This window comes from Nocardioides panacisoli, from assembly GCF_019448235.1.
In the GTDB taxonomy this organism is placed as follows: domain Bacteria; phylum Actinomycetota; class Actinomycetes; order Propionibacteriales; family Nocardioidaceae; genus Nocardioides; species Nocardioides panacisoli_A.
This window is the reverse complement of the sequence record NZ_CP080409.1, coordinates 2,223,970-2,246,658: the sequence shown is the minus strand read 5'-3', so window position 1 is coordinate 2,246,658 and position 22,689 is coordinate 2,223,970. Positions and strand designations below refer to the sequence as shown.

Here is a 22,689-nt window from a genome sequence, read left to right as displayed (position 1 = left end):
GTGCGAAGGCCGCCAAGGCCTGAGCCTCGAAACCCCCCGAACGGCCACCCTTTGGTAACGTGTCATCGCAAGGAGCCCCAGCCTGAGCGCTGGGGCCTTTGCATTGCTGGTCCTTCAAGCGTTAGGAGCGAGCGATGCCCGCGATCGTGATCGTCGGCGCCCAGTGGGGCGACGAGGGCAAGGGCAAGGCGACCGACCACCTGGGCAGCCGGGTCGACCACGTGGTGAAGTTCAACGGCGGCAACAACGCCGGCCACACCGTCGTCATCGGCCAGGAGAAGTACGCACTGCACCTGCTGCCCAGCGGCATCCTCACGCCGGGGTGCTCGCCGGTCATCGGCAACGGTGTCGTGGTCGACCTCGACGTGCTCTTCAGCGAGATCGACGGCCTCGAGGCGCGCGGCATCGACACCAGCGGCCTGCGGGTCAGCGCGAGCGCGCACGTCATCGCCGACTACAACCGGCAGCTGGACAAGGTCACCGAGCGGTTCCTGGGCTCGCGCAAAATCGGCACGACCGGGCGCGGCATCGGCCCGACGTACGCCGACAAGATGAACCGCATCGGCATCCGCGTGCAGGACCTCTTCGACGAGAAGATCCTGACCCAGAAGGTGCAGGGCGCCCTGGAGCTCAAGAGCCAGGTGCTGACCAAGATCTACAACCGCCGCGCCCCCTCGGTCGAGCGCACCGTGGAGGAGCTGCTGGGCCACGCCGAGCGGCTCGCGCCGTACGTCTGCGACACCTCGCTGCTGCTCGGTGAGGCGCTGGACCGTGGCGAGACGGTGCTGCTCGAGGCCGGACAGGCCACCCTGCTCGACGTCGACCACGGCACCTACCCGTTCGTGACCTCGTCCTCGGCGACGGCCGGCGGCGCCTGCACCGGCTCGGGCATCCCGCCGACCCGCATCGACCAGGTCATCGGCATCGTGAAGGCCTACACGACCCGCGTGGGGGAGGGGCCCTTCCCGACCGAACTGGACGACGCCAACGGCGACTTCCTCCGCGAGGCCGGCCACGAGTTCGGCACGACGACCGGGCGTCCCCGCCGCTGCGGCTGGTACGACGCGGTGATCGCGCGCTACGCCGCCCGCATCAACGGCGTCACCGACTTCGTGCTCACCAAGCTCGACTGCCTCACCGGCCTGGAGGAAGTGCCGGTCTGCGTCGCGTACGACGTCGACGGCGTACGCCACGACGAGATGCCGGTCAACCAGAGCGACTTCCACCACGCCGTGCCGGTCTATGAGTACTTCCCCGGCTGGAGCGAGGACATCTCGGGCTGCCGCGACTTCGACGACCTGCCCGTGAACGCCCAGGCCTACGTCCGCGCTATCGAGAAGATGTCCGGCGCCCGCATGTCGGTCCTCGGCGTCGGACCCGAGCGCGAGCAGTCCGTGGTGATCCACCCCCTCGTCTGACCGCGCCCCTGCTTGGCGGTCGACCGGGTATTGGTGGTCGAGCCGGCGCGAGCGCAATGCCTTGCTGGTCGAGCCGGAGCGAGCGCCGCCGCAGGTCCGAGCGCGACGTGGCCTTGGTGGTCGAGCCGGAGCGAGCGCAGCGAGCGACGTGTCGAGACCATCCACAGGGTCCCCGCGACCGCATCCGGATGTCGGTGGCCACCACTATCATCGAACACATGTTCGAACTGCTCGAGAAGGTCCACGAGACCCGGGAGACGCTGGCCGACCGCGCCGGCACCCCGCTGCCCGGGCAGCTCTCGGAGTCCGAACTGATCGACCTGGTCCGTGAGTTGGAGGACCTGAAGTCCACCGCCGCGGCGTTGCAGGCTCGCGCCACGGTGGACTTCGCCGACCAGCGCGAGGCCGCCGAGGAGTGCCTCGGCGTGCCCGCGTCCCAACGCGGCCGGGGCGTCGGGGCTGAGATCGCGCTGGCTCGCCGCGAGTCACCCACCCGCGGTGGACGACACCTCGGGCTGGCGAAGGCACTCGTCGACGAGCTCCCGCACAGTTTCACCGCACTGCGGGAGGGGTCGTTGAGTGAGTGGCGTGCCACCCTGATCGCCCGCGAGACCGCCTGCCTGGGTCGTGGCGACCGGGCCGAGGTCGACCGACAGCTCAACGGCCCCGAGGCGGCCGGCTGGGGTGACCGGCGACTGGTCGCCGAAGCCCGCCGACTGGTCTACCGCATCGACCCCCACGGCCTGGTCGACCGGGCCCGCAAGGCCGCCGCCGACCGGCACGTCTCCATCCGTCCCGCCCCCGACACCATGGTCCGGTTCTCCGCACTGCTCCCGGTGGCGGACGGGGTGGCCTGCTACGCCGCCCTCAAGGGAGCCGCCGATACCGCCCGCAGCACTGGGGATGAGCGGTCCCGTGGCCAGGTGATGGCCGACGCCATGGTCGAACGACTCACCGGCCGCTCACCGGCGGTGGGGCCGGACGTGGCGGTCAAGCTGGTGCTGACCGACCGCACCCTCTTCCAAGGCAACAGTGAGCCGGCCCACCTGGAGGGTTACGACACCGTCCCCGCCCAGTGGGCCCGCGACCTCATCACCCACGCCACCAACAGTGCCGTCGGGCTGTGGTTCCAGCAGCTCTACACCCACCCCGGCACCGGAGCCCTGGTCGCCCAGACCTCCCGCAGCCGGACCGCACCAGCCGGGCTCGCGGACTTCATCGCCACCCGCGACCAGACCTGCCGCACCCCCTACTGCGACGCACCCATCCGCCACACCGACCACGTCCACGCCGTCGCCACCGGCGGCCCCACGACGACCGAGAACACCCAAGCCCTGTGTGAGGCCTGCAACTACGCCAAACAAGCCCCCGGCTGGGTCGCCCGCGCCGGACCCGGCCCACGACACACGGTCCACACCCGCACCCCGACCGGCCACCACCACCGATCCACAGCCCCACCCACGCCCGGCCACCAGCGTGAGCGAACAACCAGCTGACGGTGGCGCGCCGCAGGCAATCGTGGATACCGTGGGCGTCACATGCTGACGAGCGTGCAGGCCTGACTCAGTACGGTGTGCGCCAATGTGGGCCGACTACCTAGAACACCCGAGTCCCACGGGACGGTTTCAAGATGGCCGCCTCGTGCCGGTCAGCGAAGCCGATGCCGCTGATACGACGGTGTGGTGCGCGCTGCCTCCCGAGGGCGGCCGACAGGTCTGGGAAGGACTGCGCGCCGCAACGCAGCCGGACGGCTCGTTCTTGCTGTGCGCAGTGCCACTCTTCGCCTACGACCTGAACTTCGGGGACCAGGTCGCGGCCATCGCGTCTGCCGAGGGTCCACTGGTGGCCACTGATGTTCTGGCCGACGGTGGCCAGTCCACCTTCCGTGTGGCCCTGCACGAGGGCGGGACCACCTTGCCGGAAGTCGTAGAGACCTTCGGAGCGATGGGTTGCCTCATCGAGGGCTGGAGCGACGCGCTCCTCGGGTTGGGGTGCGACACCACTCGAGCGCGGGAGATAGCCAACAGGTTGGCCCTTGAAGAACGTGCAGAACATCTGGCCTACGAGACCGGCCGTCAGCGCACAACCTGACAGCATGCATGCCGCGATGCGGGCTTGTCTGTCCCGCCTGCCGCCCCCCAGGACGACCGGCTCTCGTTCGGTCTGCGGGGCGCCCACGCCGCCGATCGGCGGCCGTATGGTTGTCACTGTCCTACGATCTGCCCGTGAATGTCGTGGCTTCGTCGCCGATCACTGGAGGCTACGTATTGGTCCGCGCGGCGGCACCGCCACCGGGTAATCGGTCGGTCCCCGCCGAGATCATCACGATCAGCGACTGCATTCAGGACAAGCTGCCTCGGCCAGACCACTGGGACTGGTTTCAAGACCTTGCCGAGGCGCATCACGCGCAATCGATGTGTGCCGACGCTCAGTTGGTCGCTGTCGGGCTCAAGCCGGATGAAGCGAGCCGACTGATCGAGAACATGGGCGGCCCGGAGCAGCCGTGGTTCGCCCTCCTGGGCCGCAAGGAACCAGCCGCAGGGACGCTCCTCGGGTACGAACTGTTGGGTGCCGAAGACTCCCTTGATTTCCACTCGTGGCACTGTCACTCCTACGCCGATGACCTCGCGAGTGCAACCGGGATCAGTCTCAACGGCTTTGGCCTGTTCTCGAACATGGCGGACGCCCGAGCGGCGCTCGAATGGATGACCTCACTGCCTTCCGAAGAGGCGCCCGCGCCTGTCCCCTGGTGCGTGGCTGCCCTCACCGCGGCGCCGTCTGCATGGGATCAAAGGGACGCACGTCCGAGCGGGTGAGCGGACGACTTGGTAGCCGATGCTCTTGCGGCGACGATGCCTCATTCCGAGGGCACGCTGCGACAGGCCGGGGGTTGGTTGGGAACAGCCTGTGCGGGGTGCTCCCACGGAAGTGCCCGGGGAGCGCATCCGTGGGACGCCGGGGCTCAGCAGAAACGTCGAGCACATTGCAGATGGCGGAGTGCCGAGGTGCTCGGATGCGGCGGTAAGGATCTCGATCCGGCCGGCGTTGGTCAGTGGCCGTCGGCCAATCGTTCAGTACCTGAGTGAAGCACTGCAACGTTGTCTGCGGATGGCACGAGGAGGCCGTTCTCGGCGTCCCCCATCACGATCTCGACACGGCCACTCTCGCCGCGCACCGTGATGCGTGGGCACCACAGACTTCCGGTCTCCTCGTCCCAGGGCTCGTAGTGAAGGTCGACGCCGGTGATTCGTCGTCCGACCAGCAACCGCCACGCAGGTGTGCGCGCACCCACGTCCCAGATGCCCACTCCCGCGTCGCGGTGGACACCGCTGCCGAGCATTGCGACGCGCTGTAGGCCGATCCCCTCGCGCTCGCCCGGTGGATCCCACGTGAGGGAGAAGACAGCACCTGACTCGGTGGCGATCTCGAGTCCGAACTCGATCGCGTCAAAACCCTCGTGGAGCCACGGCGGATCGAGCCACTCCGAATTGGCCTCGATGATGCGGGGACCGTCGTCGATCAGCTCCGGATGCACGTCCTGCCGTCGATAGTCGATCGTGAAGTAGTGGACGGACCGGAGGTACTCCCCGACCAACTCGTGCGCGTCGCGGCGGCGTGCCTCGGCCTCGGCCCCAGACGCAGCCCACGACCACACTCGTTCGACACCTCGAGCTCCGTGGTCCACCACGCCAGTCTCGTGCCTTTCAGTCGTCCCAATTGCGTTGACCCGCACCGCGTGTTGAATCAGGCCTCCGCCAAGTTCCGCACGCCGCGCTGGGGGAGCAGGCAGGCCCTGAGCAGCCAGTGGGCCGCGGTGGGTTCGTTGACACCCGCCCCGCGTAGGCTGAGCGCCCGTGACGACTGAACTCACCGTCCTCGTCGTCGGCACCGGCGGCCGGGAGCACGCGCTGGTCCGCGCGCTCGCTGCGGACCCGGCGGTGACCGCGCTGCACGCGGCTCCGGGCAATCCGGGCATGGCCACCGACGCCACGCTGCACGCCGTCGATCCGCTCGACGGGGGAGCGCTGGTCGCGCTCGCGCAGCAGGTTGGGGCCGACCTGGTCGTCATCGGCCCCGAGGCGCCGCTGGTGGCCGGCGTCGCCGACGACCTCCGCGGTGCCGGGATCGCGGTCTTCGGGCCCGATCGTGCCGCGGCAGAGCTGGAGGGCTCCAAGGCGTTCGCCAAGGAGGTCATGGCAGCCGCCGGCGTACCCACCGCCCGTGCTCGCACCTGCCACGACCCGGAGGAGACCGCCGCAGCGTTGGACGAGTTCGGCACGCCGTACGTCGTCAAGGACGACGCGCTGGCCGCCGGCAAGGGCGTCGTGGTCACCAGCGACCGCGACGAGGCCCTCGCCCACGCGGAGGCGTGCGGCCGCGTCGTGGTGGAGGAGTTCCTCCACGGCCCCGAGGTCTCGCTGTTCGCGGTCTGCGACGGCACCACGGCATACGCACTGCAGCCGGCGCAGGACTTCAAACGCATCTTCGACGGCGGCCGCGGCCCCAACACCGGCGGCATGGGCTCCTACAGCCCGCTGCCGTGGGCGCCGCAGGACCTCGCCACGACGGTGATCGACGACATCGTGCAGCCGACGCTGGACGAGATGCGCACCCGCGGCGCACCGTTCATCGGCTGCCTCTACGTCGGCCTCGCGCTCACCGACGCCGGTCCGCGCGTCATCGAGTTCAACGCCCGGTTCGGCGACCCCGACGTGCAGCCCGTCCTGGCGCTGCTCGACTCCCCACTGGGCCAACTGCTCCACGCCGCCGCCCACGGCCGGCTCGCCGAGGTCCCGGCACCGCGCTTCCGTGACGGCGCGGCCGTCAGCGTCGTGCTCGCCTCCGCCGGCTACCCCGAGTCCTCCTCCAAGGGCGACGTCATCACCGGCGTCGGCCGCGCGAACGGCGTCAGCGACGTCGACGTCATTCACGCCGGCACCGCGCTGACGGGGAGCGACGACTCGCAGCAACTGGTCACCGCCGGCGGGCGCGTGCTCTCCGTCCGCGCCGTCGGGTACGACGTCGCCGACGCCCGCACCCGCGCGTACGCCGCCGCGGACCTCATCGCCTTCGACGGCCTGCAGCGCCGCACCGACATCGCCGCCGAACCACTCGGCGTCGTCGAGGGCGCGGCAGCGCTGGAGCCCTGAGCCCGTGCAGGTCCGACCCGCGACCGAGGCCGACGTCGACGCCATCGGCACGATCTACGCCCATCACGTGCGCACCGGCCACGCCACCTTCGAGCTCGAGCCACCGCCGCGCGAGCGCTGGCTCGACAAGCTCACCAGCGACCACCCCGGCGACCACTTCCTCCTCGCCGAAGAGGGCCAGGACCTGCTCGGCTACGCCTACTCCGGCGCCTACCGCGACCGGGCGGCGTACACGAACACCCGCGAGACGACCGTCTACCTCGCCCCGGACGCGACCGGCCGCGGCGTCGGGCGCGCGTTGTACGACGCCCTGCTCGCCGAGCTCGAACGCGCCGGCGTCCACACGGCCCTGGCCGGCGTCGCGCTGCCCAACGACGCCAGCGAGGCCCTGCATCGCGCCTGCGGCTTCGAACGGCTCGGCGTGATGCGCGCGGTCGGCCGCAAGTTCGACCGGTGGATCGACGTCGCCTGGTGGCAGCGCATGCTCGGCGACGACGCGACCCGCGTGGGGGAGTGACGGTGTCCGCACCTGCCCTGCCCGCGGCGATCACCACCCAGCGCCTCGCCCTGCCGCTGTGGGACGCGGCCACCGTCACCGCCCTGCGCGAGGGCGGCCGCCTCGACCACTGGCACCCGGAGTTCCCGCGCCGCGAGGACGTCGACGCCGCCGGCCTGTGGCGCGAGGGTGACCCCTGGGGCCCGCGCTCGGTGGTGTCGCTGCGCACCGGCGCCGTCATGGGATCGGTCGGCTTCTTCGGCCCGCCCGAGCCGGCCGCGGACGACGTACCCGAGGTCGAGGTCGGGTTCGGCCTGGTCCCGACCGCACGCGGACACGGCGCGATGACCGAGGCGCTCGCCGCGCTGCTGCCGCTGGCCGATGCGGCCGGCGTACGTGTCCCTGCCCGGGTGCGGCCCGAGAACCGCGTGGCGCTGCGGCTGCTGACGGTGCGCGGCTTCACCGACGTCCGCGCCTCCGGCGACGACGACACCCTGGTGCTGGTCCGTCCACGCGGGTGATCCCCGACGGCGGCCCGTCGGCGCCGTGGGCCTCGATACGCGCGTCGCTGCTTCGCAAGCTCAGCAGCGGCACTACTCGACCTCCCAGCCTGATCCGACCCGGCGCTCGTTCCTCGCGCCGGGTCGGGGCGTGGGAGAATCGGGCACCGTGACTGTGCCCAACGTCCTCGCCACTCGCTACGCCGGAGCCGACCTCGCCGAGATCTGGTCGCCCGAGCACAAGATCGTCCTCGAGCGACAGCTGTGGATCGCGGTGCTGCGCGCCCAGCGCGACCTCGGCATCGACGTCCCCGACGGCGTCATCGATGCCTACGAGAAGGTCGTCGACCGCGTCGACCTCGACTCGATCGCCGAGCGGGAGCGCGTCACCCGGCACGACGTGAAGGCGCGCATCGAGGAGTTCAGCGCCCTCGCCGGCCACGAGCACATCCACAAGGGCATGACCTCGCGCGACCTCACCGAGAACGTCGAGCAGCTCCAGGTCAAGCAGTCCCTCGAACTCCTGCGCGTCCGCGCCATCGCGACCCTGGCGCGCCTGGCGCGGCTCGCCGCGGAGCACGAGACGACCGTCATGGCCGGCCGCTCGCACAATGTCGCCGCCCAGGCCACCACGCTCGGCAAGCGCTTCGCGGGCGTGGCCGACGAGCTGCTGCTCGGGCTCGAGCGCCTCGACGACCTGCTCGGCCGCTACCCGCTGCGCGGCATCAAGGGACCGATGGGCACCGCCCAGGACATGCTCGACCTGCTCGGCGGCGACGAGGACAAGCTCGCCGACCTCGAGCAGCGCGTCGCCACCCACCTCGGCTTCGACCGCGTGCTGACCAGCGTCGGCCAGGTCTACCCGCGCTCGATCGACTTCGACGCCCTCTCCGCGCTGGTGCAGCTGGTCGCGGCCCCCTCCAACCTCGCCACGACGATCCGCCTGATGGCGGGCAACGAGATCGTCACCGAGGGCTTCAAGGAGGGCCAGGTCGGCTCCTCGGCGATGCCGCACAAGATGAACACCCGCTCGTGCGAACGCGTCAACGGCCTGGCCGTCATCACTCGCGGCTATCTGTCCATGGTCGGCGAGCTCGCGGGCGACCAGTGGAACGAGGGCGACGTCTCGTGCTCCGTCGTACGCCGCGTCGCGCTGCCGGACGCCTTCTTCGCCGTCGACGGGCTGTTCCAGACCTTCCTCACCGTGCTCGACGAATTCGGCGCGTTCCCCGCCGTCATCCAGCGCGAGCTCGACCGCTACCTGCCGTTCCTGGCGACCACCAAGGTGCTCATGGCCGCGGTGCGCAACGGCGTCGGCCGCGAGACCGCGCACGAGGCCATCAAGGAGGCCGCGGTCGGCACGGCGTTGGCGATGCGGCAGGGCCAGGCCGAGAACGACGTCTTCGCCCAGCTCGCCGCCGACGAGCGACTCGGGCTCACCGAGGAGCAGCTCGCCAGCCTGGTGGCCGAGCCGCTCACCTTCACCGGAGCGGCGGTCGCGCAGACCCGTGAGGTCTGTCGTCGCGTGGCCGAACTCGTGGCCGCCGAACCGGACGCGGCGACGTACGAGCCCGGCGCGATCCTCTGACGCAACCCCGGCGCGCGTCGTTGTGCGGAGGGTGACATCGACGTCCGCAAACAGTGTGCGAGATGTCACACATGGCCCCACGCTGAGCCGCTACATTCTCCCCCACTTGTGAGGCCGATCACAGGAATGAGGGAGACAACTGATGCTCGCGGTCGAGAACCTCGAGGTCGTCTACGACGACGTCGTGCCGGCCCTGCGTGGGGTGAGCCTCGAGGTGCCCGACGGCCAGATCGTGGCGCTCCTGGGCGCCAACGGTGGTGGCAAGTCGACGCTGCTCAGGACGCTGTCGGGACTGCTCGACATCCACAACGGAGCCATCGAGAAGGGCACCGTCACGCTCGACGACGCCGAGGTGGGCGGCCTGAAGGCAGCCGCCTGGGCGCGCAAGGGCGTCAAGCACGTGCTGGAGGGACGGCGGGTCTTCAAGGAGCTCACCGTCGAGGAGAACCTCCGCGTCGGTGGGTACGCCGACCGGCGCAACCTGCGCTCCAACATGGCGCGCGTCTTCGAGCTCTTCCCCGTGCTGGCCGACCGCAAGGACGGCCAGGCGGGCCTGCTCTCCGGCGGTGAGCAGCAGATGCTGGCGATGGGCCGGGCGCTGATGTCCGACCCGCGCTACCTGCTGCTCGACGAGCCGTCGCTGGGCCTTGCGCCGCTGATCGTGGAGCAGATCCGCGACATCATCGTCGAGATCAACAACCAGGGCACCGGGATCCTCCTGGTCGAGCAGAACGCCACCATGGCGCTCTCGATCGCCCACCACGGCTACGTGATCGAGAACGGCCGCATCGTGATGGACCGGCCTGCCGCGGAGCTCCTCGAGGACGACGACGTCCGCGAGTTCTATCTCGGGCTCGGAGCGGAGGGTGAGGCTGCCAAGTCCTTCCGGGACGTCAAGCACTACAAGCGTCGGAAGCGGTGGGCATCATGAGTACGCAGCGAGTCCTGGAGTTCGACGACGTCCACCTCTCCTTCGGAGCGGTCACGGCGGTCAACGGCGTCAGCTTCCACGTCGACTCCCACGAACTCTTCGCCGTCATCGGCCCCAACGGGGCCGGCAAGACGAGCATCTTCAACGTCATCTCCGGCGTCTACCGGCCCCAGCAGGGACGCGTCGAGCTCGAGGGACGTGACCTGCTCGGCCTCGCCACCCACAAGGTGGCACGCCGCGGCGTCGCCCGGACGTTCCAGAACATCGAGCTGTTCGCCAACCTGACCATCATCGACAACCTGATGCTGGGCCGGCACCAGCACATCGGCTACGGCACGATGGCCGCGCTCGCCTGGCTCGGGCCGGCCCGCCGCGAGGAGTTGGCCCACCGCCGTCGGGTCGAGGAGATCATCGACTTCCTCGAGCTCGAGCAGTGGCGCAAGATGCCGGTCGGCCTGCTGCCCTACGGCGTGCAGAAGCGGGTCGAGCTCGGCCGCGCACTCGCGATGGACCCCAAGCTGCTGCTGCTGGACGAGCCCGTCGCCGGCATGAACCTCGAGGAGACCGAGGACATGGCGCGGTTCATCCTCGAGATCCGCGACGAGCTCGGCATCCCGATGATCATGGTCGAGCACGACATGGGCCTGGTGATGGACATCGCCGACCGCGTCCTGGTCGTCGACTTCGGTACGCCGGTCGCGACCGGCGTACCCGCGGAAGTGCAGCAGCACCCCGAGGTGATCCGCGCCTACCTCGGCGGGGAGCTGGCGACGAGCGAGGGAGACGCATGAGCATCCGCACCGTCGTGACCCGCGTGCGCGAGCGGGCCGAGACGATGCCCGACGCGATCGCGATGCGCGAGAAGCAGCTGGGGCTGTGGCGCGAGATCACCTGGGCGCAGTACTGGGACACCGTGCAGGACGTGGGCCACGCCCTGCTGGCGCTCGGCGTCGAGCCCGGCGACCGGGTCGGCATCCAGAGTGAGAACCGCCCCGAGTGGCTGTTCCTGGACATGGCGACCGTCGCGGTGCGCGCCACCGCGGTGGGGATGTACCCCACGAACCCGACCGCCGAGACCGGCTACCTGCTCTCGCACAGCGGCACCAGCATCCACCTCGCCGAGGACCAGGAGCAGGTCGACAAGGCGCTCGACGTGCCCGAGGAGCTGCCCGAGCTGCGGCGGATCATCCACGTCGAGGACCGCGGCCTGAAGAAGTACGACGACCCGCGGCTGCTCTCGTGGGCCGACCTGCTCGACCTGGGGCGCGAGCACCGCGCGGCCAACCCCGGCGCCGTCGAGGCACGGATGGCCGAGGCGTCGCCGGACGACGTCATGACGCTGGTCTACACCTCCGGCACGACCGGGCCGCCCAAGGGCGCGATGCTCACCGTGAGCAACGTCGAGTTCGCCCTCGAGACGGTTCTGGAGCGCAGCGCATTCTCCGACCCGCCGCCGGGCCCGCACGACCTGACGCTGTCCTACCTACCGCTGTGCCACGTCGCCGAGCGGGTGCTCACGACCTGGTACAACGCCGGGATCGGCACGCAGGTCAACTTCGCCGAGTCCATCGACACGGTGCCGCAGAACCTGCGCGAGGTGCAGCCGACGCTGTTCTTCGCGGTCCCGCGGATCTGGGAGAAGCTGCTGGCCGGCGCTCGCATCCGGCTCGAGTCGGCCACCTGGCTGAAGCGGACGTGGTCCGGCTTCTGGCTCAAGCGCGCCGAACGCATCGGCGCCACGCTGGTGCGCACCGGTGGCAACCACACCGCCGGCACCCGCATCGTCTACGCGATCGGCTGGATCTGCTTCTTCCGCGCGCTGCGCGACCGGCTCGGGCTGCGCAAGGTCCGCCACGGCAGCAGCGGCGCTGCCCCGATCGCCCCGGAGGTGCTGGAGTTCTTCATGGGGATCGGCGTACCCATGCACGAGCTGTACGGCATGACCGAGAACACCGCGATCGCGACCGCGAACCGGCCGGGACGGGTCAGGCTCGGCACGGTCGGGGAGGCCCACGAGGGCATCGAGGTGAAGCTCGACGAGCAGACCGGCGAGATCCTCACCCGGCACGGCGCGAACTTCGTCGGCTACTGGCGCAACCCGGAGGCGACGGCCGAGACGATCGACGCCGACGGCTGGCTGCACACCGGTGACGTGGGGGTGTGGGTCGAGGGCACGCACCTGAAGATCACCGACCGGATGAAGGACATCATCATCACCGCCGGCGGCAAGAACGTGTCGCCCTCGGAGATCGAGAACAGTCTCAAGGCCTCGCCGTACGTCAAGGAGGCGGTCGTCATGGGCGACGGCCGCAAGTTCCTCACCGCGCTCATCGGCATCGAGCTGGAGACGGTCGGGGCGTGGGCGCAGCAGCGCAACCTCGCCTTCACGACCTACCGCGACCTCTCGGAGAAGCCGGAGGTGCACAAGCTCGTGCAGGGCGTGGTCGACGAGGTGAACACCCATTTCAACCCGGTGGAGCAGGTGAAGGCATTCCGCATGCTGCCCAAGGAGCTCGACCACGAGGACGGGGAGTTGACGGCGACACAGAAGGTCAAGCGGTCCGCGATCGATGCGAGGTACCACGAGCTGGTCGCCGAGATGTACGCCGGAGGTCGGGCATGAGTGACCTCCTCGGCTCCATCGCCGGCGGCCTGGGCCAGGGCTCCATCTACGCCCTGCTCGCGGTCGGCTTCGTGATGATCTACAAGGCGATGGGGGTGATCAGCTTCGCCCAGCCGGCGTTCATGATGGCCGGCGCGCTGCTGGTGACCTACCTCGCGCCCGAGATCGGCTTCTTCCTCGCCGTTCCCGTCGCGGCGATCGCGATCGCCGGGGTGTCGCTGGTCGTCGAGCGGGTCGCGATCCGCCCGATGGTGGGCAAGGCGGTCTTCGTCATCGCCATCATCACCATCGGCATCGACGTCATCGTCCGCACCGTCGCGGGTGCCTTCATCGGTCGCGACCCGCGCCCGATCGGCGACCCGTGGGGCAACGCCACCGTCTCGATCGGCAGCGTGACCGTCTACGAGCGCCACATCGCGGCGTTCATCGTGGCGGCCGTGCTGGTCGCCGCACTCTTCGCGTTCTTCCGCTGGACCCCGATCGGCCTGGCGATGCGGGCCTCGGCGCTGGACCAGGAGGCCGCGATGGCCCAGGGCGTCAGCGTGGGCGCGGTCTTCGCGGTGTCCTGGGGACTGGCCGGGGCGCTGGCGACCGTCGCGGGCGTCTTCGCCGCCTCCAACACCGGCGGCACGATGGACCGCAACCTGTGGCTGGTCGCGCTGGCGGCGCTGCCGGTGATCATCCTCGGCGGCCTGGACTCCTTCGGGGGTGCCGTGCTCGGCGGGCTGATCATCGGTGTCGTCCAGCGCGTGGTGGGTGACTACCACCGCGAGTGGTTCCCCTTCCTGGACACCAACCTGTTCCTGATCACGCCCTACCTGGTGATGTTCGTGGTGTTGCTGGTGCGGCCCTACGGACTCTTCGGCACCAAGGAGGTGGAGCGGGTATGAGGCCACCGTGGGGACGTCCGGAGCTCTACTCCGACTACAAGCAGGACATGGCGCTGTTCGACACCCGGTCGAAGGCGCTGGGCACGGCAGTGCTCCTGGTGGTGGCCGCGCTGCTGCCGCTGATGACCCCGGATGACCTGCTGGCCATCCTCTACACCGGGCTGGTGCTCGCGATCGGTGCGATCGGGTTGAACCTGGTCACCGGGTACGCCGGCCAGGTGTCGCTGGGCCACGCCTTCTTCGTGGGCGTCGGTGCCTACACCGCCGCAGTGATCTCCGGCGACCCCGACGCCCGCCGGCTGGGCTACGGCATCGAGTTCGTCCCGCTGTGGCTGCTCGGTGCGGGCGCCGTGGCTGCCGTCTTCGGCGCGATCGTGGCGCCGCTGGCCACCCGACTGCGCGGGCTCTACCTGGCCGTGGTCACCCTCGGCCTGGTGTTCATCGGGCAGTACTTCTTCCGTGAATTCCGTGAGATGAGCGGTGGTGCCGAGCAGAGCCGCGGCGCGGCCGAGCCGGTGTTGTTCGGGATGAACCTGACCGACGGTGGCGCGTTCACCGAGGAGCAGAAGCTGTTCTGGTTCGGTCTCGTGCTGCTGGTGATCTTCGGCGTGCTCGCCCGCAACATCGCCCGGTCCCGCGTCGGCCGCGCGTTCCAGGCGATCCGCGACCGTGATGTCGCGGCCGGCGTGATGGGCGTGAACCTGACCCGTTACAAGGTCATCGCGTTCACCATCTCCTCCTTCTACGCCGGTGTCTGCGGTGCCCTGCTCTACGCCGGGATCGGCAGCTTCACCCCCGAGGAGTTCGGGCTGCTGATGTCGATCCAGTTCATCGCGATCGTGCTGATCGGTGGCGTGGCGACGATCTCCGGGACGATCATGGGGGCCATGCTCATCGCGATGCTGCCGCGGATCGCCGAGGAGCTGCCCGCCTTCGTGCCGTTCCTGTCGACCTCGGCGAGCGAGTCGCCCAACGTCTTCCAGTTCCAGGAGGTGATGTACGGCGTGCTGATCGTCGCGTTCCTGCTCTTCGAGCCGCGCGGCCTCTTCGGCATCTGGCACCGCATCCGCATCTACTGGAAGAGCTTCCCCTTCTCCTACTGACCGAACGAATCCCACCGACCCCCAACCGTGTGCAGGGGGACTGCACCACCAACCACAGGAGGAACTGTGAAAAGGAACAAGATGAGGGCCAGCGCGCTGGCCGGTGTGCTGGCGATGAGCCTCGCGGTCTCCGCCTGTGGCCGTGGTGACGACGGTGGCGACGCCGGCGTCAGCGACGGTGACGGCGAGGGCGGCACCATCGCGCTCGGCACGATCACCGACCTGACTGGACCGTTCGCCGGCGTCGGCGAGCCGTTCACCGCCGGGCAGGCGGCGTTCTGGGAGCAGATCAACTCCGAGGGCGGCCTCGAGGGTGGCTGGGAGGTCGACGTCACCAGCCACGTCGAGGACAGCGGCTACGACGTGACCGCCCACGCGGACGCGTTCAACAAGATCAAGGACGACGTGCTGGCGATCTCGCAGTCGCTCGGCACAGCGCACACCAACGCGATCCTGGGCGACGCCACCGACGAGAGCATGATCGTCGGTCCGGCCTCGCTCGGCTCGAACTGGATCTGGGACGAGGCCGCCATCCAGGTCGGCACCAGCTACTGCGCCGAGGGCATGAACGTCGTGGACTACGCCGCGGAGCAGGGCGCCAAGAGCGTCGCCGTGGTGCACCTGCCCGGTGACTACGGCGACGACGCCATGGTCGGCGCGCGCATCGCCGCCGAGGAGAACGGACTGGACTTCACCGCCATCGAGACCGGCACCGTCGGCGCCGGTGACGACCAGTCCGCCGCGATCGGTGCGGTGCTCAAGGCCAAGCCGGACCTGGTGCTGGTCGCGACCACGCCGCAGGAGCTGGCGACGGTGGTCGGCGGCGTGGCCGCGCAGAAGTTCCAGACCATGTTCGTGGGCTCGATCCCGACCTGGAACACCGCCCTGCTGGAGTCGCCGGCAGCCCCGGCGCTGGAGGCGATGTACATGCAGGCGACGTCGTTCCCCGTCTGGGACGCCGACTTCCCGGGCATGGAGCGGATGCGGGAGACGGCCGGTGACATGGCCCCGAACGACTGGTACTCCATCGGCTACGCCAGCGGCTACGTCATGAAGGCCATTCTCGAGGAGGCGATCGCCAACGACGACGTCACCCGCGAGGGCGTCTACGAGGCGGCGCAGAGCCTGACCGGCGTGGACGGCGAGGGCACCCTGCCCGAGGGCACCGGCAACTACTCCGCCGAGCCCAACGACCAGGCGGTCCGCGAGACCCAGCTCAACGCGGTCGACCCCGCGGCCGACTCCAAGCTCAAGGTCGCTGCGGAGCCGTTCGTCGGCCCCACTGCGGAGAGCTACGAGTTCACCGAGACGCCGTGCTACGAGATGAAGTGATCCACCCCGGCTGAGTCGAGCTGACCCAGCCACCGACAGCGCCGAGTCGGCGTGAACTCGACGAGTTCGCGCCGACTCGGCCCGTTTTCGAGCCGAGTTCGCGCCGACTCGGCGGTCCTCAGGCCGGCTTCACGTCCAGGACGACGTCGAACTCCAGCAGGTCGGCACCGGTGGCGACGGGCTTCTTGGGCTCCTCGCCCGGGGCGTCGGCGTGGGCGGCCTTGGCGTCACCGTCGCGCCACGCGGCGAACGACTCCTCGTCGGCCCAGTGGGTCACCACGAAGTAGCGGTCGTCGCCGGCGGTGGGGCGCAGCAGCTGGAACCCGAGGAACCCGGGTGACTTGTCCACGCTCCCGGCCCGGGCGGCGAACCGCTTCTCCAGCTCCTCGCCGGCGCCCTCGGGCACGTGGATGGCGTTGATCTTCACGACCGACATGGCGTCCTCCCGGACTTCAGGCGCGTGCGTCCCCGCCCCAGTTGGCGAGCTTGAGCGCGATGGTGTGCAGGTCCTCGCGCCAGACCTTCTCCGACCCGGGCGGGATCATCAGGTTCCACTCGGTGGCCAGCGGGCCGAGGACGTTGGTGAGGCCCTCGGTGCGGGCGAAGAACCAGACCTGCAGGTGCGAGGTCGAGTCGCCCCACCGGTGCACGTGGACCCGACCGATGTGCGGCAGGTTCTCGATGATGCGCACGAGACGGTTCATGATCCGCCCCATCTCCGAGGCGAGGTCGTCGCTGAGGACGCCGGAGTCGACGCGCACCTTCGGCGTCAGGGTGAGGACGACGGGCAGCCCGGTCGGGCGGCCGGGGTGGCTCAGCGTCCAGTGCTCGTCCTCCCAGACCAGCCGGTCGGCGTCGACCTCGGCGTCCTCCGCGAACGGATGCGCGTCGTCGTCGCCCTTGCGCACCGCCTCCGTGCCCGGCGGCGGGATGACCTTCGGGACGATCTCGCCGTCGACGACCTCCCACGGGAAGATGTTCCACTGGCTCTGCAGCGGCATCGGCAGGCGCCCGTCCGGACCGACGGTCTCCTGGATCCGGGCGTAGACCTCATCTGCGGACTCCGGCATGGCCTCACCATGCCACTCGGCCCGACACTGTCCGCCGCCGCCCCCCGCCTGAGCGGGCTCTACGCTGTGGGCGTGTCGATGCCCAACATCCCTCCCGCACCGGACCTGCCCGGCGCCCGCCACCTGCACTCGGGCAAGGTGCGCGACCTCTACGAGATGACCGAGGGCGCGTACGCCGGCCACCTGCTGATGGTGGCCAGCGACCGGTTGTCGATCTTCGACTTCGTGCTCGACACCACGATCCCCGACAAGGGCGAGATCCTGACGCGGATGTCGCTGTGGTGGTTCGACCAGCTCGCCGACCTGGTGCCGCACCACGTCCTCTCCGCCGCGGACGCCGACGTACCCGAGGCCGTGCGCGGCCGCGCGGTGATCTGCGAGCGGCTGGACATGTATCCGGTGGAGTGCGTCGCTCGCGGCTACCTGACCGGCTCGGGGCTGTCGGACTACCGCGCCACGGGCGAGGTGTGCGGCAACCCGCTGCCGGACGGGCTGGAGGACGGCAGTCGGCTGCCCGGGCCGATCTTCACGCCCGCGACCAAGGCCGAGCTCGGCGACCACGACGAGAACGTCGACTTCGACGCCGTCGTCGCCACCGTCGGGCGCGAGGTCGCCGACCGGCTGCGCGACCTGACGCTGTCGGTCTACCGGCGTGCCGAGGAGATGGCCCGCGACCGCGGCATCATCCTCGCCGACACCAAGCTCGAGTTCGGCCTGGCGCCGGGGGAGTCGGGTGCGATCGTGCTGGCCGACGAGGTGCTGACCCCGGACTCCTCGCGCTACTGGCCGGCCGACCAGTGGCAGCCCGGCCGCGCCCAGCCGTCGTACGACAAGCAGATCGTGCGCAACTGGGCGCTGTCGGCCGAGTCCGGCTGGGACCGCGCCTCGGGTGAGGCGCCGCCGTCGCTGCCGCCGGAGGTGGTGGCCCACACCCGGGCGCAGTACGTCGAGGCCTACGAGCGGCTCACCGGCGAGACCTTCTGAGGAGTCGGTGGCGCCGGTTGTGCGCTGCCACCAATCCAGCGCTGGGAATCAGTGCACGGTGCTGGTGACGACGGACACAACCGGCCAGTAGTTTGTCGCCCATGACCAATCTTGCTGCCCTGCTCGAAGACAGCGCCCAGGAGTACGCCGACCGCGAGGCGATCGTGCTGGGGGACACCCGGCTCACCTACGCCCAGGTCAACGGCGCCGCCAACCAGGTGGCCAACCTGCTGGTCTCGCGCGGGATCCAGCCCGGCGACAAGGTCGCGCTGAGCTGCCCGAACCTGCCCTACTTCTCCATCGTCTACTTCGGCATCCTCAAGGCCGGCGCCACCGTCGTCCCGCTCAACGTGCTGCTCAAGGCCCGCGAGGTCACCTACCACCTGGGGGACTCCGACGCGAAGGCCTACTTCTGCTTCGAGGGCACCGCCGACCTGCCGATCGGGCAGGAGGGCCACGCCGGCTTCGTCGACGCCGAGGCCTGCGAGCACTTCTTCATGATCACCGTCGACCCGACCGCCGCGTCGCCGGTCGAGGGCACCGAGACGCTGGGCCAGGGCATCGCCGAGCAGCCCCCGACCTTCGACACCGTCGCCACCGATGACGACGACACCGCGGTGATCCTCTACACCTCCGGCACCACCGGCCAGCCCAAGGGCGCGGAGCTGATGCACCGCAACATGCGGGACAACGCCCAGTCCGGCGAGGCCCTCTTCGGGGCCGACGCGGCCAACCCCGACACCTACCTGTGCGTCCTGCCGCTGTTCCACTCCTTCGGCCAGTCGGTCATCCAGAACGGCGCCTTCGCCTACGGCGGCACCGTGGTCATGCTGCCCCGCTTCGAGCCCGAGCCCGCCCTGGGCCTGATGGTCAAGGAGAAGGTCACCTTCTTCGGCGGCGTGCCCACGATGTACTGGGGCCTCCTCGGCGCACTGGACGACCAGGCCAAGGCCGACGCGGTCCGGGAGAACCTCCGTGTCGCCGTCGCCGGCGGCTCGGCGCTGCCGACCGAGGTCCACCGCGAGGTGGAGCAGCGCTTCGGCGTGACGATCCTGGAGGGCTACGGCCTCTCGGAGACTTCGCCGGTGGCGAGCTTCTCGCGGTTCGGTGAGCCGCCCCGCGTCGGCTCGATCGGTACGCCGATCCCCGGTGTGGAGATGAAGCTGCTCGACCCCGAGTCCTGGGAGGAGATCTCCGATGAGCTCCAGGACGACGGCAAGACCGGCGTCGGCGAGATCGCCATCAAGGGCCACAACATCATGAAGGGCTACCACGACCGTCCCGAGGCGACCGCCGAGGTGCTCCAGGACGGCTGGTTCCGCTCCGGTGACCTGGCCCGCAAGGACGCCGACGGCTGGTACTACATCGTCGACCGCTCCAAGGACATGATCATCCGCGGCGGCTACAACGTGTACCCGCGTGAGCTGGAGGAGGTCCTGCTCAGCCACCCGGAGGTCTCGCTGGCCGCCGTGATCGGCGTACCCCACGAGAGCCACGGCGAGGAGATCAAGGCGTTCCTGATCCTCCACGACGGTGCGACCAGCACCCCGGAGGACCTCGTGGCCTGGTGCAAGGAGCAGATGGCGGCCTACAAGTACCCCCGGATCATCGAGATCGTCGAGGACCTGCCGATGACGGCCACCGGCAAGATCCTCAAGCGCGAGCTCAGCTGAGGAGCTTGCGCCGACTCGGCGACCGAGCGGCGATCCGGCACCCGTAGGATCGACCCGTGCCTCGAGTCGTCGTAGCAGTCATGCCGAAGCCGGAGATCCTCGACCCGCAGGGGAAGGCAGTGCACGGCGCGCTGCCGCGCCTGGGGTTCACCGGGGTCAGCGACGTCCGCCAGGGCAAGCGCTTCGAGCTCCAGGTCGACGGTGAGGTCACCGACGCCGTGCTCGCCGAGGTGCACCAGATGGCGGAGAAGCTGCTCTCCAACCCGGTGATCGAGGACTACTCCGTCCACGTCGAGGACGCCTGATGCGGGTCGGGGTCGTCACCTTCCCCGGCTCGCTGGACGACGCCGACGCCCGGCGCGCCGTGCGGATCGGCGGCCACGAGGCCGTCGCACTGTGGCACGGCGACGCCGACCTGCACGGTGTCGACGCGGTGGTGCTGCCGGGCGGCTTCTCCTACGGCGACTACCTGCGCTGCGGTGCGATCTCGCGTTTCGCGCCGGTGATGTCCCAGGTGATCGAGGCCGCCGGCAAGGGCATGCCGGTGCTCGGCATCTGCAACGGCTTCCAGGTGCTGTGCGAGTCGCACCTGCTGCCCGGTGCGCTGATCCGCAACGACCACCGCAAGTTCGTCTGCCGCGACCAGCGGCTCCGGGTCGAGAATGCGCGCACCGCGTGGACCCACACCTACGACGAGGGCGCGGAGATCACGATCGTGCTCAAGAACGGCGAGGGCGGCTTCGTCGCCGACGCCGCGACCCTGGAGCGGATCGAGGGGGAGGGGCAGGTGGTCGTGCGCTACCTGGGCAACCCCAACGGCTCGATGAACGACATCGCCGGCATCACCAACGCGGCCGGCAACGTCGTTGGCCTGATGCCCCATCCGGAGCACTCGGTGGAGGCGCTCACCGGCTCCGGCACCGACGGCCTGGGATTCTTCGCCTCGCTGGCCGAGCGGACCCTCGCATGAGCCCGCGGCTGCTGTTCCGTGGCGTCGCGATCGCCGAGGCCTGCACCTGGGCGGGCCTGTTGACGGGGATGTACCTCAAGTACGTTCCCGAGAGCACCGAGGTCGGCGTCAGCGTGTTCGGCCCGTTGCACGGCGTCGCCTTCATCGCCTACTGCCTCGTCACGGTCGTGGTGGGGACCGACCAGCGATGGTCGGCGCGCCGGGTCCTGCTCGGCCTGGTGAGCGCGATCCCGCCCTTCGCCACGCTCGCCTTCGAGTGGTACGCCGAGCGGCAGGCACTGCTCGCCGGCTCCTGGCGACTCGCCTCGGAGGGGCCGACCACGGTGCCCGAGCGGGTCACCGCCTGGCTGGTGCGCCGTCCCGGTCAGGGCCTGCTGGCCGGCGTCGCCGCGGTCGCGGTCCTCACAGTGGGTGCCCTGCTGGCCGGTCCGCCGGTCGGCTGAGCCGACCGACGGACCCAGCCGTCACTTCTTGCCGCGCTGGAGCTGCTTCCACGTGCCCCAGTGCAGGATCTCCGAGCTGCCCTGGCCGACCTTCTTGCGGTAGCGCTCCACCGCGTTGCCGAGGGACTTGGTGTAGCGCCCGTCGACGGGGCCCTGGAGGTTCCAGAAGGCGGCGTTGAGCGCGCGCTGGGCGCGGCGTACGTCGCTGCCGGCAGAGCCGAACTTCAGCGGGTTCCGGTTGCCCTGCGAGAGCAGGGCCACCCAGTGGTAGCGCCAGAAGTTGCCGGTGACCTTCAGGTTCTGGTCGCGCTGCCAGGCCTTGACGGCCTTGCGCGTCGGCGGCCAGTAGTGCCCGTTGATGTTGCGGTCGTAGTAGCCCTTCTCCTTCAGCAGGCACTGCAGGGCCTTGGTCTGGACGGGGCGCTGGGCGGACCCGGTCCACTTCGGGCGGACGGGGCGGTAGCGGCTGAGGTCGATGTCGACGCCGCCGCAGTGCTTCTCCGAGCCGGCGTGCATCCCGCGGCCGAGGTCGACGTAGTTGGAGTCGATGTTGATCGTCGTGCCGCCGTAGGTCTCGTTGTGACCACCGAGGTACTGCTTCAGGCGGCCACCGGGGCGCCAGCCCTGCTCACCGATGTAGGTGGTGGAGGTGTTGGCCTTGCCGTCCCAGCGGGCGATCCAGATCTGGTCGGGCATGCGGTGGGTGCCGGCCTTGCGGGCGTTGTCGAGGGCCTTGATGCCCGACCCGGCGCTGGAGTAGACGCCGGAGAGGTAGCCGAGGCTCTTGACCTTGACCGTCCATGCGTTGAGGAAGGCCAGCGCGGACTCGCGGCAGTCGCGATTGCTGATGTCGAAGCCCTCGAGGTCGTAGAACAGCGTGCTGCGCTTGACGATGCCGAGGCGCTGCGCGACCGCGACGGCGTTCTTCGCCTCCTCGCGGCCCTGCTGGCGCGCCCACCAGTAGTTGCCCTTCTTGCCCGGCCACGGGGTGATCGACTTGCCGCCCCACCGGGGGAACCGCGGCTGGCAGGAGGCCTGCGGCCCGAGGATGATCGGCAGCAGCTTCCACCCCTTGTTCAGCTGGGTGCTGATCCACTTCGGGGTGATGTTGGCCTGCTCGCGGCAGAACCGCTGGTCGCCGGCGATGTAGATCCCCACCCCGAGGTACGGCGAGTGGTTGAGCCAGGTGTTCATCGTCTTCTGCGACGGCGCCTCGCACTGGTCGAAGGCGTAGCCGTTGAAGTTGCCGGGGGTCACCGGGTTGTTGGTGCCCACGAGCTGGAGTCGGTCCTCGGCCTCGCTCGCGCCGGAGCCTCCGGCACGGTCGCCCGCGTTGCCGGGCAGCAGGGAGACCGCCAGGGCCGCGGCGGCAGCGGTGGCCACGGTCGAACGGACGACGGCGCGGGTCCACGTGCGGGGACGGGCAGACCGACCGAGTCGATCGGGCCGGGCAGGCAGAGCAGGCATGGTGGGGAAGCTCCAAGGTGGGGAATGCGATCGGAAGCGAAAGCACAATAA

Annotated in this window: 23 protein-coding genes; 19 read left to right on the top strand and 4 right to left on the bottom strand. The window is 69.9% G+C overall.

Annotated features, from left to right (window positions below; genetic code table 11):
- Positions 1-134: 134 nt before the first annotated feature.
- The 4 genes from KUV85_RS11060 (at position 135) to KUV85_RS11045 (ending at position 4,234) form a co-directional block, all read left to right on the top strand.
- Positions 135-1,418 carry an adenylosuccinate synthase gene (locus KUV85_RS11060; RefSeq protein WP_219959947.1) on the top strand — a complete coding sequence of 428 codons (1,284 nt, stop codon included), beginning with the start codon at positions 135-137 and terminating at the stop codon, positions 1,416-1,418.
- Positions 1,419-1,636: 218 nt separating this feature from the next.
- Entirely contained in the window at positions 1,637-2,914 is a 1,278-nt protein-coding gene (locus tag KUV85_RS11055) for an HNH endonuclease (RefSeq protein WP_219959946.1), read from the top strand.
- Between the two features lie 145 nt (positions 2,915-3,059).
- Positions 3,060-3,509: a DUF4265 domain-containing protein gene (locus tag KUV85_RS11050; protein ID WP_219959945.1), complete on the top strand. Its 450-nt coding sequence runs from the start codon at positions 3,060-3,062 to the stop codon at positions 3,507-3,509.
- Between the two features lie 134 nt (positions 3,510-3,643).
- A complete protein-coding gene (locus tag KUV85_RS11045; protein ID WP_219959944.1) occupies positions 3,644-4,234 on the top strand; it encodes a hypothetical protein in 591 nt (196 codons plus the stop codon).
- A gap of 233 nt (positions 4,235-4,467) precedes the next feature.
- On the opposite strand, the gene KUV85_RS11040 is transcribed toward KUV85_RS11045, so the two are convergent.
- A complete protein-coding gene (locus KUV85_RS11040; protein WP_219959943.1) occupies positions 4,468-5,103 on the bottom strand; it encodes a hypothetical protein in 636 nt (211 codons plus the stop codon).
- A gap of 169 nt (positions 5,104-5,272) precedes the next feature.
- Here KUV85_RS11040 and purD point away from each other — a divergent pair, with 169 nt between their 5' ends.
- From purD to KUV85_RS10990, 10 genes are all read left to right on the top strand, one after another.
- Positions 5,273-6,568 carry a phosphoribosylamine--glycine ligase gene (gene purD, locus KUV85_RS11035; RefSeq protein WP_219959942.1) on the top strand — a complete coding sequence of 432 codons (1,296 nt, stop codon included), beginning with the start codon at positions 5,273-5,275 and terminating at the stop codon, positions 6,566-6,568.
- Positions 6,569-6,572: 4 nt separating this feature from the next.
- Positions 6,573-7,085 carry a GNAT family N-acetyltransferase gene (locus KUV85_RS11030; protein WP_219959941.1) on the top strand — a complete coding sequence of 171 codons (513 nt, stop codon included), beginning with the start codon at positions 6,573-6,575 and terminating at the stop codon, positions 7,083-7,085.
- 2 nt (positions 7,086-7,087) lie between these two features.
- Entirely contained in the window at positions 7,088-7,585 is a 498-nt protein-coding gene (locus KUV85_RS11025) for a GNAT family N-acetyltransferase (protein WP_219959940.1), read from the top strand.
- A 148-nt stretch (positions 7,586-7,733) separates the two neighbouring features.
- Positions 7,734-9,152 carry an adenylosuccinate lyase gene (purB, locus tag KUV85_RS11020; protein ID WP_219959939.1) on the top strand — a complete coding sequence of 473 codons (1,419 nt, stop codon included), beginning with the start codon at positions 7,734-7,736 and terminating at the stop codon, positions 9,150-9,152.
- 142 nt (positions 9,153-9,294) lie between these two features.
- Positions 9,295-10,083, top strand: coding sequence for an ABC transporter ATP-binding protein (locus KUV85_RS11015; protein ID WP_219959938.1), 789 nt, complete (start codon positions 9,295-9,297; stop codon positions 10,081-10,083).
- Positions 10,080-10,874 (top strand): ABC transporter ATP-binding protein, encoded by a 795-nt coding sequence (locus KUV85_RS11010; RefSeq protein WP_219959937.1) that lies wholly within the window; start codon positions 10,080-10,082, stop codon positions 10,872-10,874. The genes KUV85_RS11015 and KUV85_RS11010 overlap by 4 nt, the downstream gene beginning before the upstream one ends.
- The gene (locus tag KUV85_RS11005; RefSeq protein ID WP_219959936.1) at positions 10,871-12,706 is read left to right on the top strand and encodes an AMP-dependent synthetase/ligase; all 1,836 of its coding nucleotides are present in this window, start codon (positions 10,871-10,873) and stop codon (positions 12,704-12,706) included. Before KUV85_RS11010 ends, KUV85_RS11005 begins: the two co-directional genes overlap by 4 nt.
- Complete coding sequence (locus KUV85_RS11000; protein ID WP_219959935.1) at positions 12,703-13,596, top strand: branched-chain amino acid ABC transporter permease; 894 nt, start codon at positions 12,703-12,705, stop codon at positions 13,594-13,596. The genes KUV85_RS11005 and KUV85_RS11000 overlap by 4 nt, the downstream gene beginning before the upstream one ends.
- A complete protein-coding gene (locus tag KUV85_RS10995) occupies positions 13,593-14,699 on the top strand; it encodes a branched-chain amino acid ABC transporter permease (protein WP_219959934.1) in 1,107 nt (368 codons plus the stop codon). Before KUV85_RS11000 ends, KUV85_RS10995 begins: the two co-directional genes overlap by 4 nt.
- 81 nt (positions 14,700-14,780) lie before the next feature.
- The gene (locus tag KUV85_RS10990) at positions 14,781-16,031 is read left to right on the top strand and encodes an ABC transporter substrate-binding protein (protein WP_219959933.1); all 1,251 of its coding nucleotides are present in this window, start codon (positions 14,781-14,783) and stop codon (positions 16,029-16,031) included.
- Positions 16,032-16,149: 118 nt separating this feature from the next.
- Here the strand turns inward: KUV85_RS10990 and KUV85_RS10985 are convergent, their stop codons facing one another.
- Both KUV85_RS10985 and KUV85_RS10980 read right to left on the bottom strand, forming a co-directional pair.
- The gene (locus tag KUV85_RS10985; protein ID WP_219959932.1) at positions 16,150-16,467 is read right to left on the bottom strand and encodes an antibiotic biosynthesis monooxygenase family protein; all 318 of its coding nucleotides are present in this window, start codon (positions 16,465-16,467) and stop codon (positions 16,150-16,152) included.
- Between the two features lie 16 nt (positions 16,468-16,483).
- Entirely contained in the window at positions 16,484-17,101 is a 618-nt protein-coding gene (locus KUV85_RS10980) for a hypothetical protein (protein ID WP_219959931.1), read from the bottom strand.
- Between the two features lie 78 nt (positions 17,102-17,179).
- On the opposite strand from KUV85_RS10980, the gene KUV85_RS10975 reads away from it, so the two are divergent.
- From KUV85_RS10975 to KUV85_RS10955, 5 genes are all read left to right on the top strand, one after another.
- On the top strand, positions 17,180-18,085 hold the full coding sequence (locus KUV85_RS10975) for a phosphoribosylaminoimidazolesuccinocarboxamide synthase (protein WP_219962894.1): 906 nt from the start codon (positions 17,180-17,182) through the stop codon (positions 18,083-18,085).
- Positions 18,086-18,186: 101 nt separating this feature from the next.
- Positions 18,187-19,758, top strand: coding sequence for a long-chain-fatty-acid--CoA ligase (locus tag KUV85_RS10970; RefSeq protein ID WP_219959930.1), 1,572 nt, complete (start codon positions 18,187-18,189; stop codon positions 19,756-19,758).
- Between the two features lie 56 nt (positions 19,759-19,814).
- On the top strand, positions 19,815-20,063 hold the full coding sequence (gene purS, locus KUV85_RS10965) for a phosphoribosylformylglycinamidine synthase subunit PurS (RefSeq protein WP_219959929.1): 249 nt from the start codon (positions 19,815-19,817) through the stop codon (positions 20,061-20,063).
- Positions 20,063-20,728: a phosphoribosylformylglycinamidine synthase subunit PurQ gene (purQ, locus tag KUV85_RS10960; protein ID WP_219959928.1), complete on the top strand. Its 666-nt coding sequence runs from the start codon at positions 20,063-20,065 to the stop codon at positions 20,726-20,728. Before purS ends, purQ begins: the two co-directional genes overlap by 1 nt.
- Positions 20,725-21,171: a DUF3817 domain-containing protein gene (locus tag KUV85_RS10955; RefSeq protein WP_219959927.1), complete on the top strand. Its 447-nt coding sequence runs from the start codon at positions 20,725-20,727 to the stop codon at positions 21,169-21,171. The genes purQ and KUV85_RS10955 overlap by 4 nt, the downstream gene beginning before the upstream one ends.
- Before the next feature lie 21 nt (positions 21,172-21,192).
- On the opposite strand, the gene KUV85_RS10950 is transcribed toward KUV85_RS10955, so the two are convergent.
- Positions 21,193-22,554 (bottom strand): glycoside hydrolase domain-containing protein, encoded by a 1,362-nt coding sequence (locus KUV85_RS10950; RefSeq protein ID WP_219959926.1) that lies wholly within the window; start codon positions 22,552-22,554, stop codon positions 21,193-21,195.
- Between the last annotated feature and the right edge of the window lie 135 nt (positions 22,555-22,689).

What these genes read in the sequence shown, in the direction of transcription:
- purQ (WP_219959928.1), top strand. Translation starts at nt 20,063, where the DNA reads ATGCGGGTCGGGGTCGTCACCTTCCCCGGCTCGCTGGACGACGCCGAC.
- KUV85_RS11060 (WP_219959947.1), top strand. Translation starts at nt 135, where the DNA reads ATGCCCGCGATCGTGATCGTCGGCGCCCAGTGGGGCGACGAGGGCAAG.
- KUV85_RS10955 (WP_219959927.1), top strand. Translation starts at nt 20,725, where the DNA reads ATGAGCCCGCGGCTGCTGTTCCGTGGCGTCGCGATCGCCGAGGCCTGC.
- KUV85_RS11010 (WP_219959937.1), top strand. Translation starts at nt 10,080, where the DNA reads ATGAGTACGCAGCGAGTCCTGGAGTTCGACGACGTCCACCTCTCCTTC.
- KUV85_RS10970 (WP_219959930.1), top strand. Translation starts at nt 18,187, where the DNA reads ATGACCAATCTTGCTGCCCTGCTCGAAGACAGCGCCCAGGAGTACGCC.
- KUV85_RS10980 (WP_219959931.1), bottom strand. Translation starts at nt 17,101, where the DNA reads ATGCCGGAGTCCGCAGATGAGGTCTACGCCCGGATCCAGGAGACCGTC.
- KUV85_RS11015 (WP_219959938.1), top strand. Translation starts at nt 9,295, where the DNA reads ATGCTCGCGGTCGAGAACCTCGAGGTCGTCTACGACGACGTCGTGCCG.
- KUV85_RS10995 (WP_219959934.1), top strand. Translation starts at nt 13,593, where the DNA reads ATGAGGCCACCGTGGGGACGTCCGGAGCTCTACTCCGACTACAAGCAG.
- KUV85_RS11055 (WP_219959946.1), top strand. Translation starts at nt 1,637, where the DNA reads ATGTTCGAACTGCTCGAGAAGGTCCACGAGACCCGGGAGACGCTGGCC.
- KUV85_RS11000 (WP_219959935.1), top strand. Translation starts at nt 12,703, where the DNA reads ATGAGTGACCTCCTCGGCTCCATCGCCGGCGGCCTGGGCCAGGGCTCC.
- KUV85_RS10990 (WP_219959933.1), top strand. Translation starts at nt 14,781, where the DNA reads ATGAGGGCCAGCGCGCTGGCCGGTGTGCTGGCGATGAGCCTCGCGGTC.
- KUV85_RS10985 (WP_219959932.1), bottom strand. Translation starts at nt 16,467, where the DNA reads ATGTCGGTCGTGAAGATCAACGCCATCCACGTGCCCGAGGGCGCCGGC.
- KUV85_RS10975 (WP_219962894.1), top strand. Translation starts at nt 17,180, where the DNA reads ATGCCCAACATCCCTCCCGCACCGGACCTGCCCGGCGCCCGCCACCTG.
- KUV85_RS11005 (WP_219959936.1), top strand. Translation starts at nt 10,871, where the DNA reads ATGAGCATCCGCACCGTCGTGACCCGCGTGCGCGAGCGGGCCGAGACG.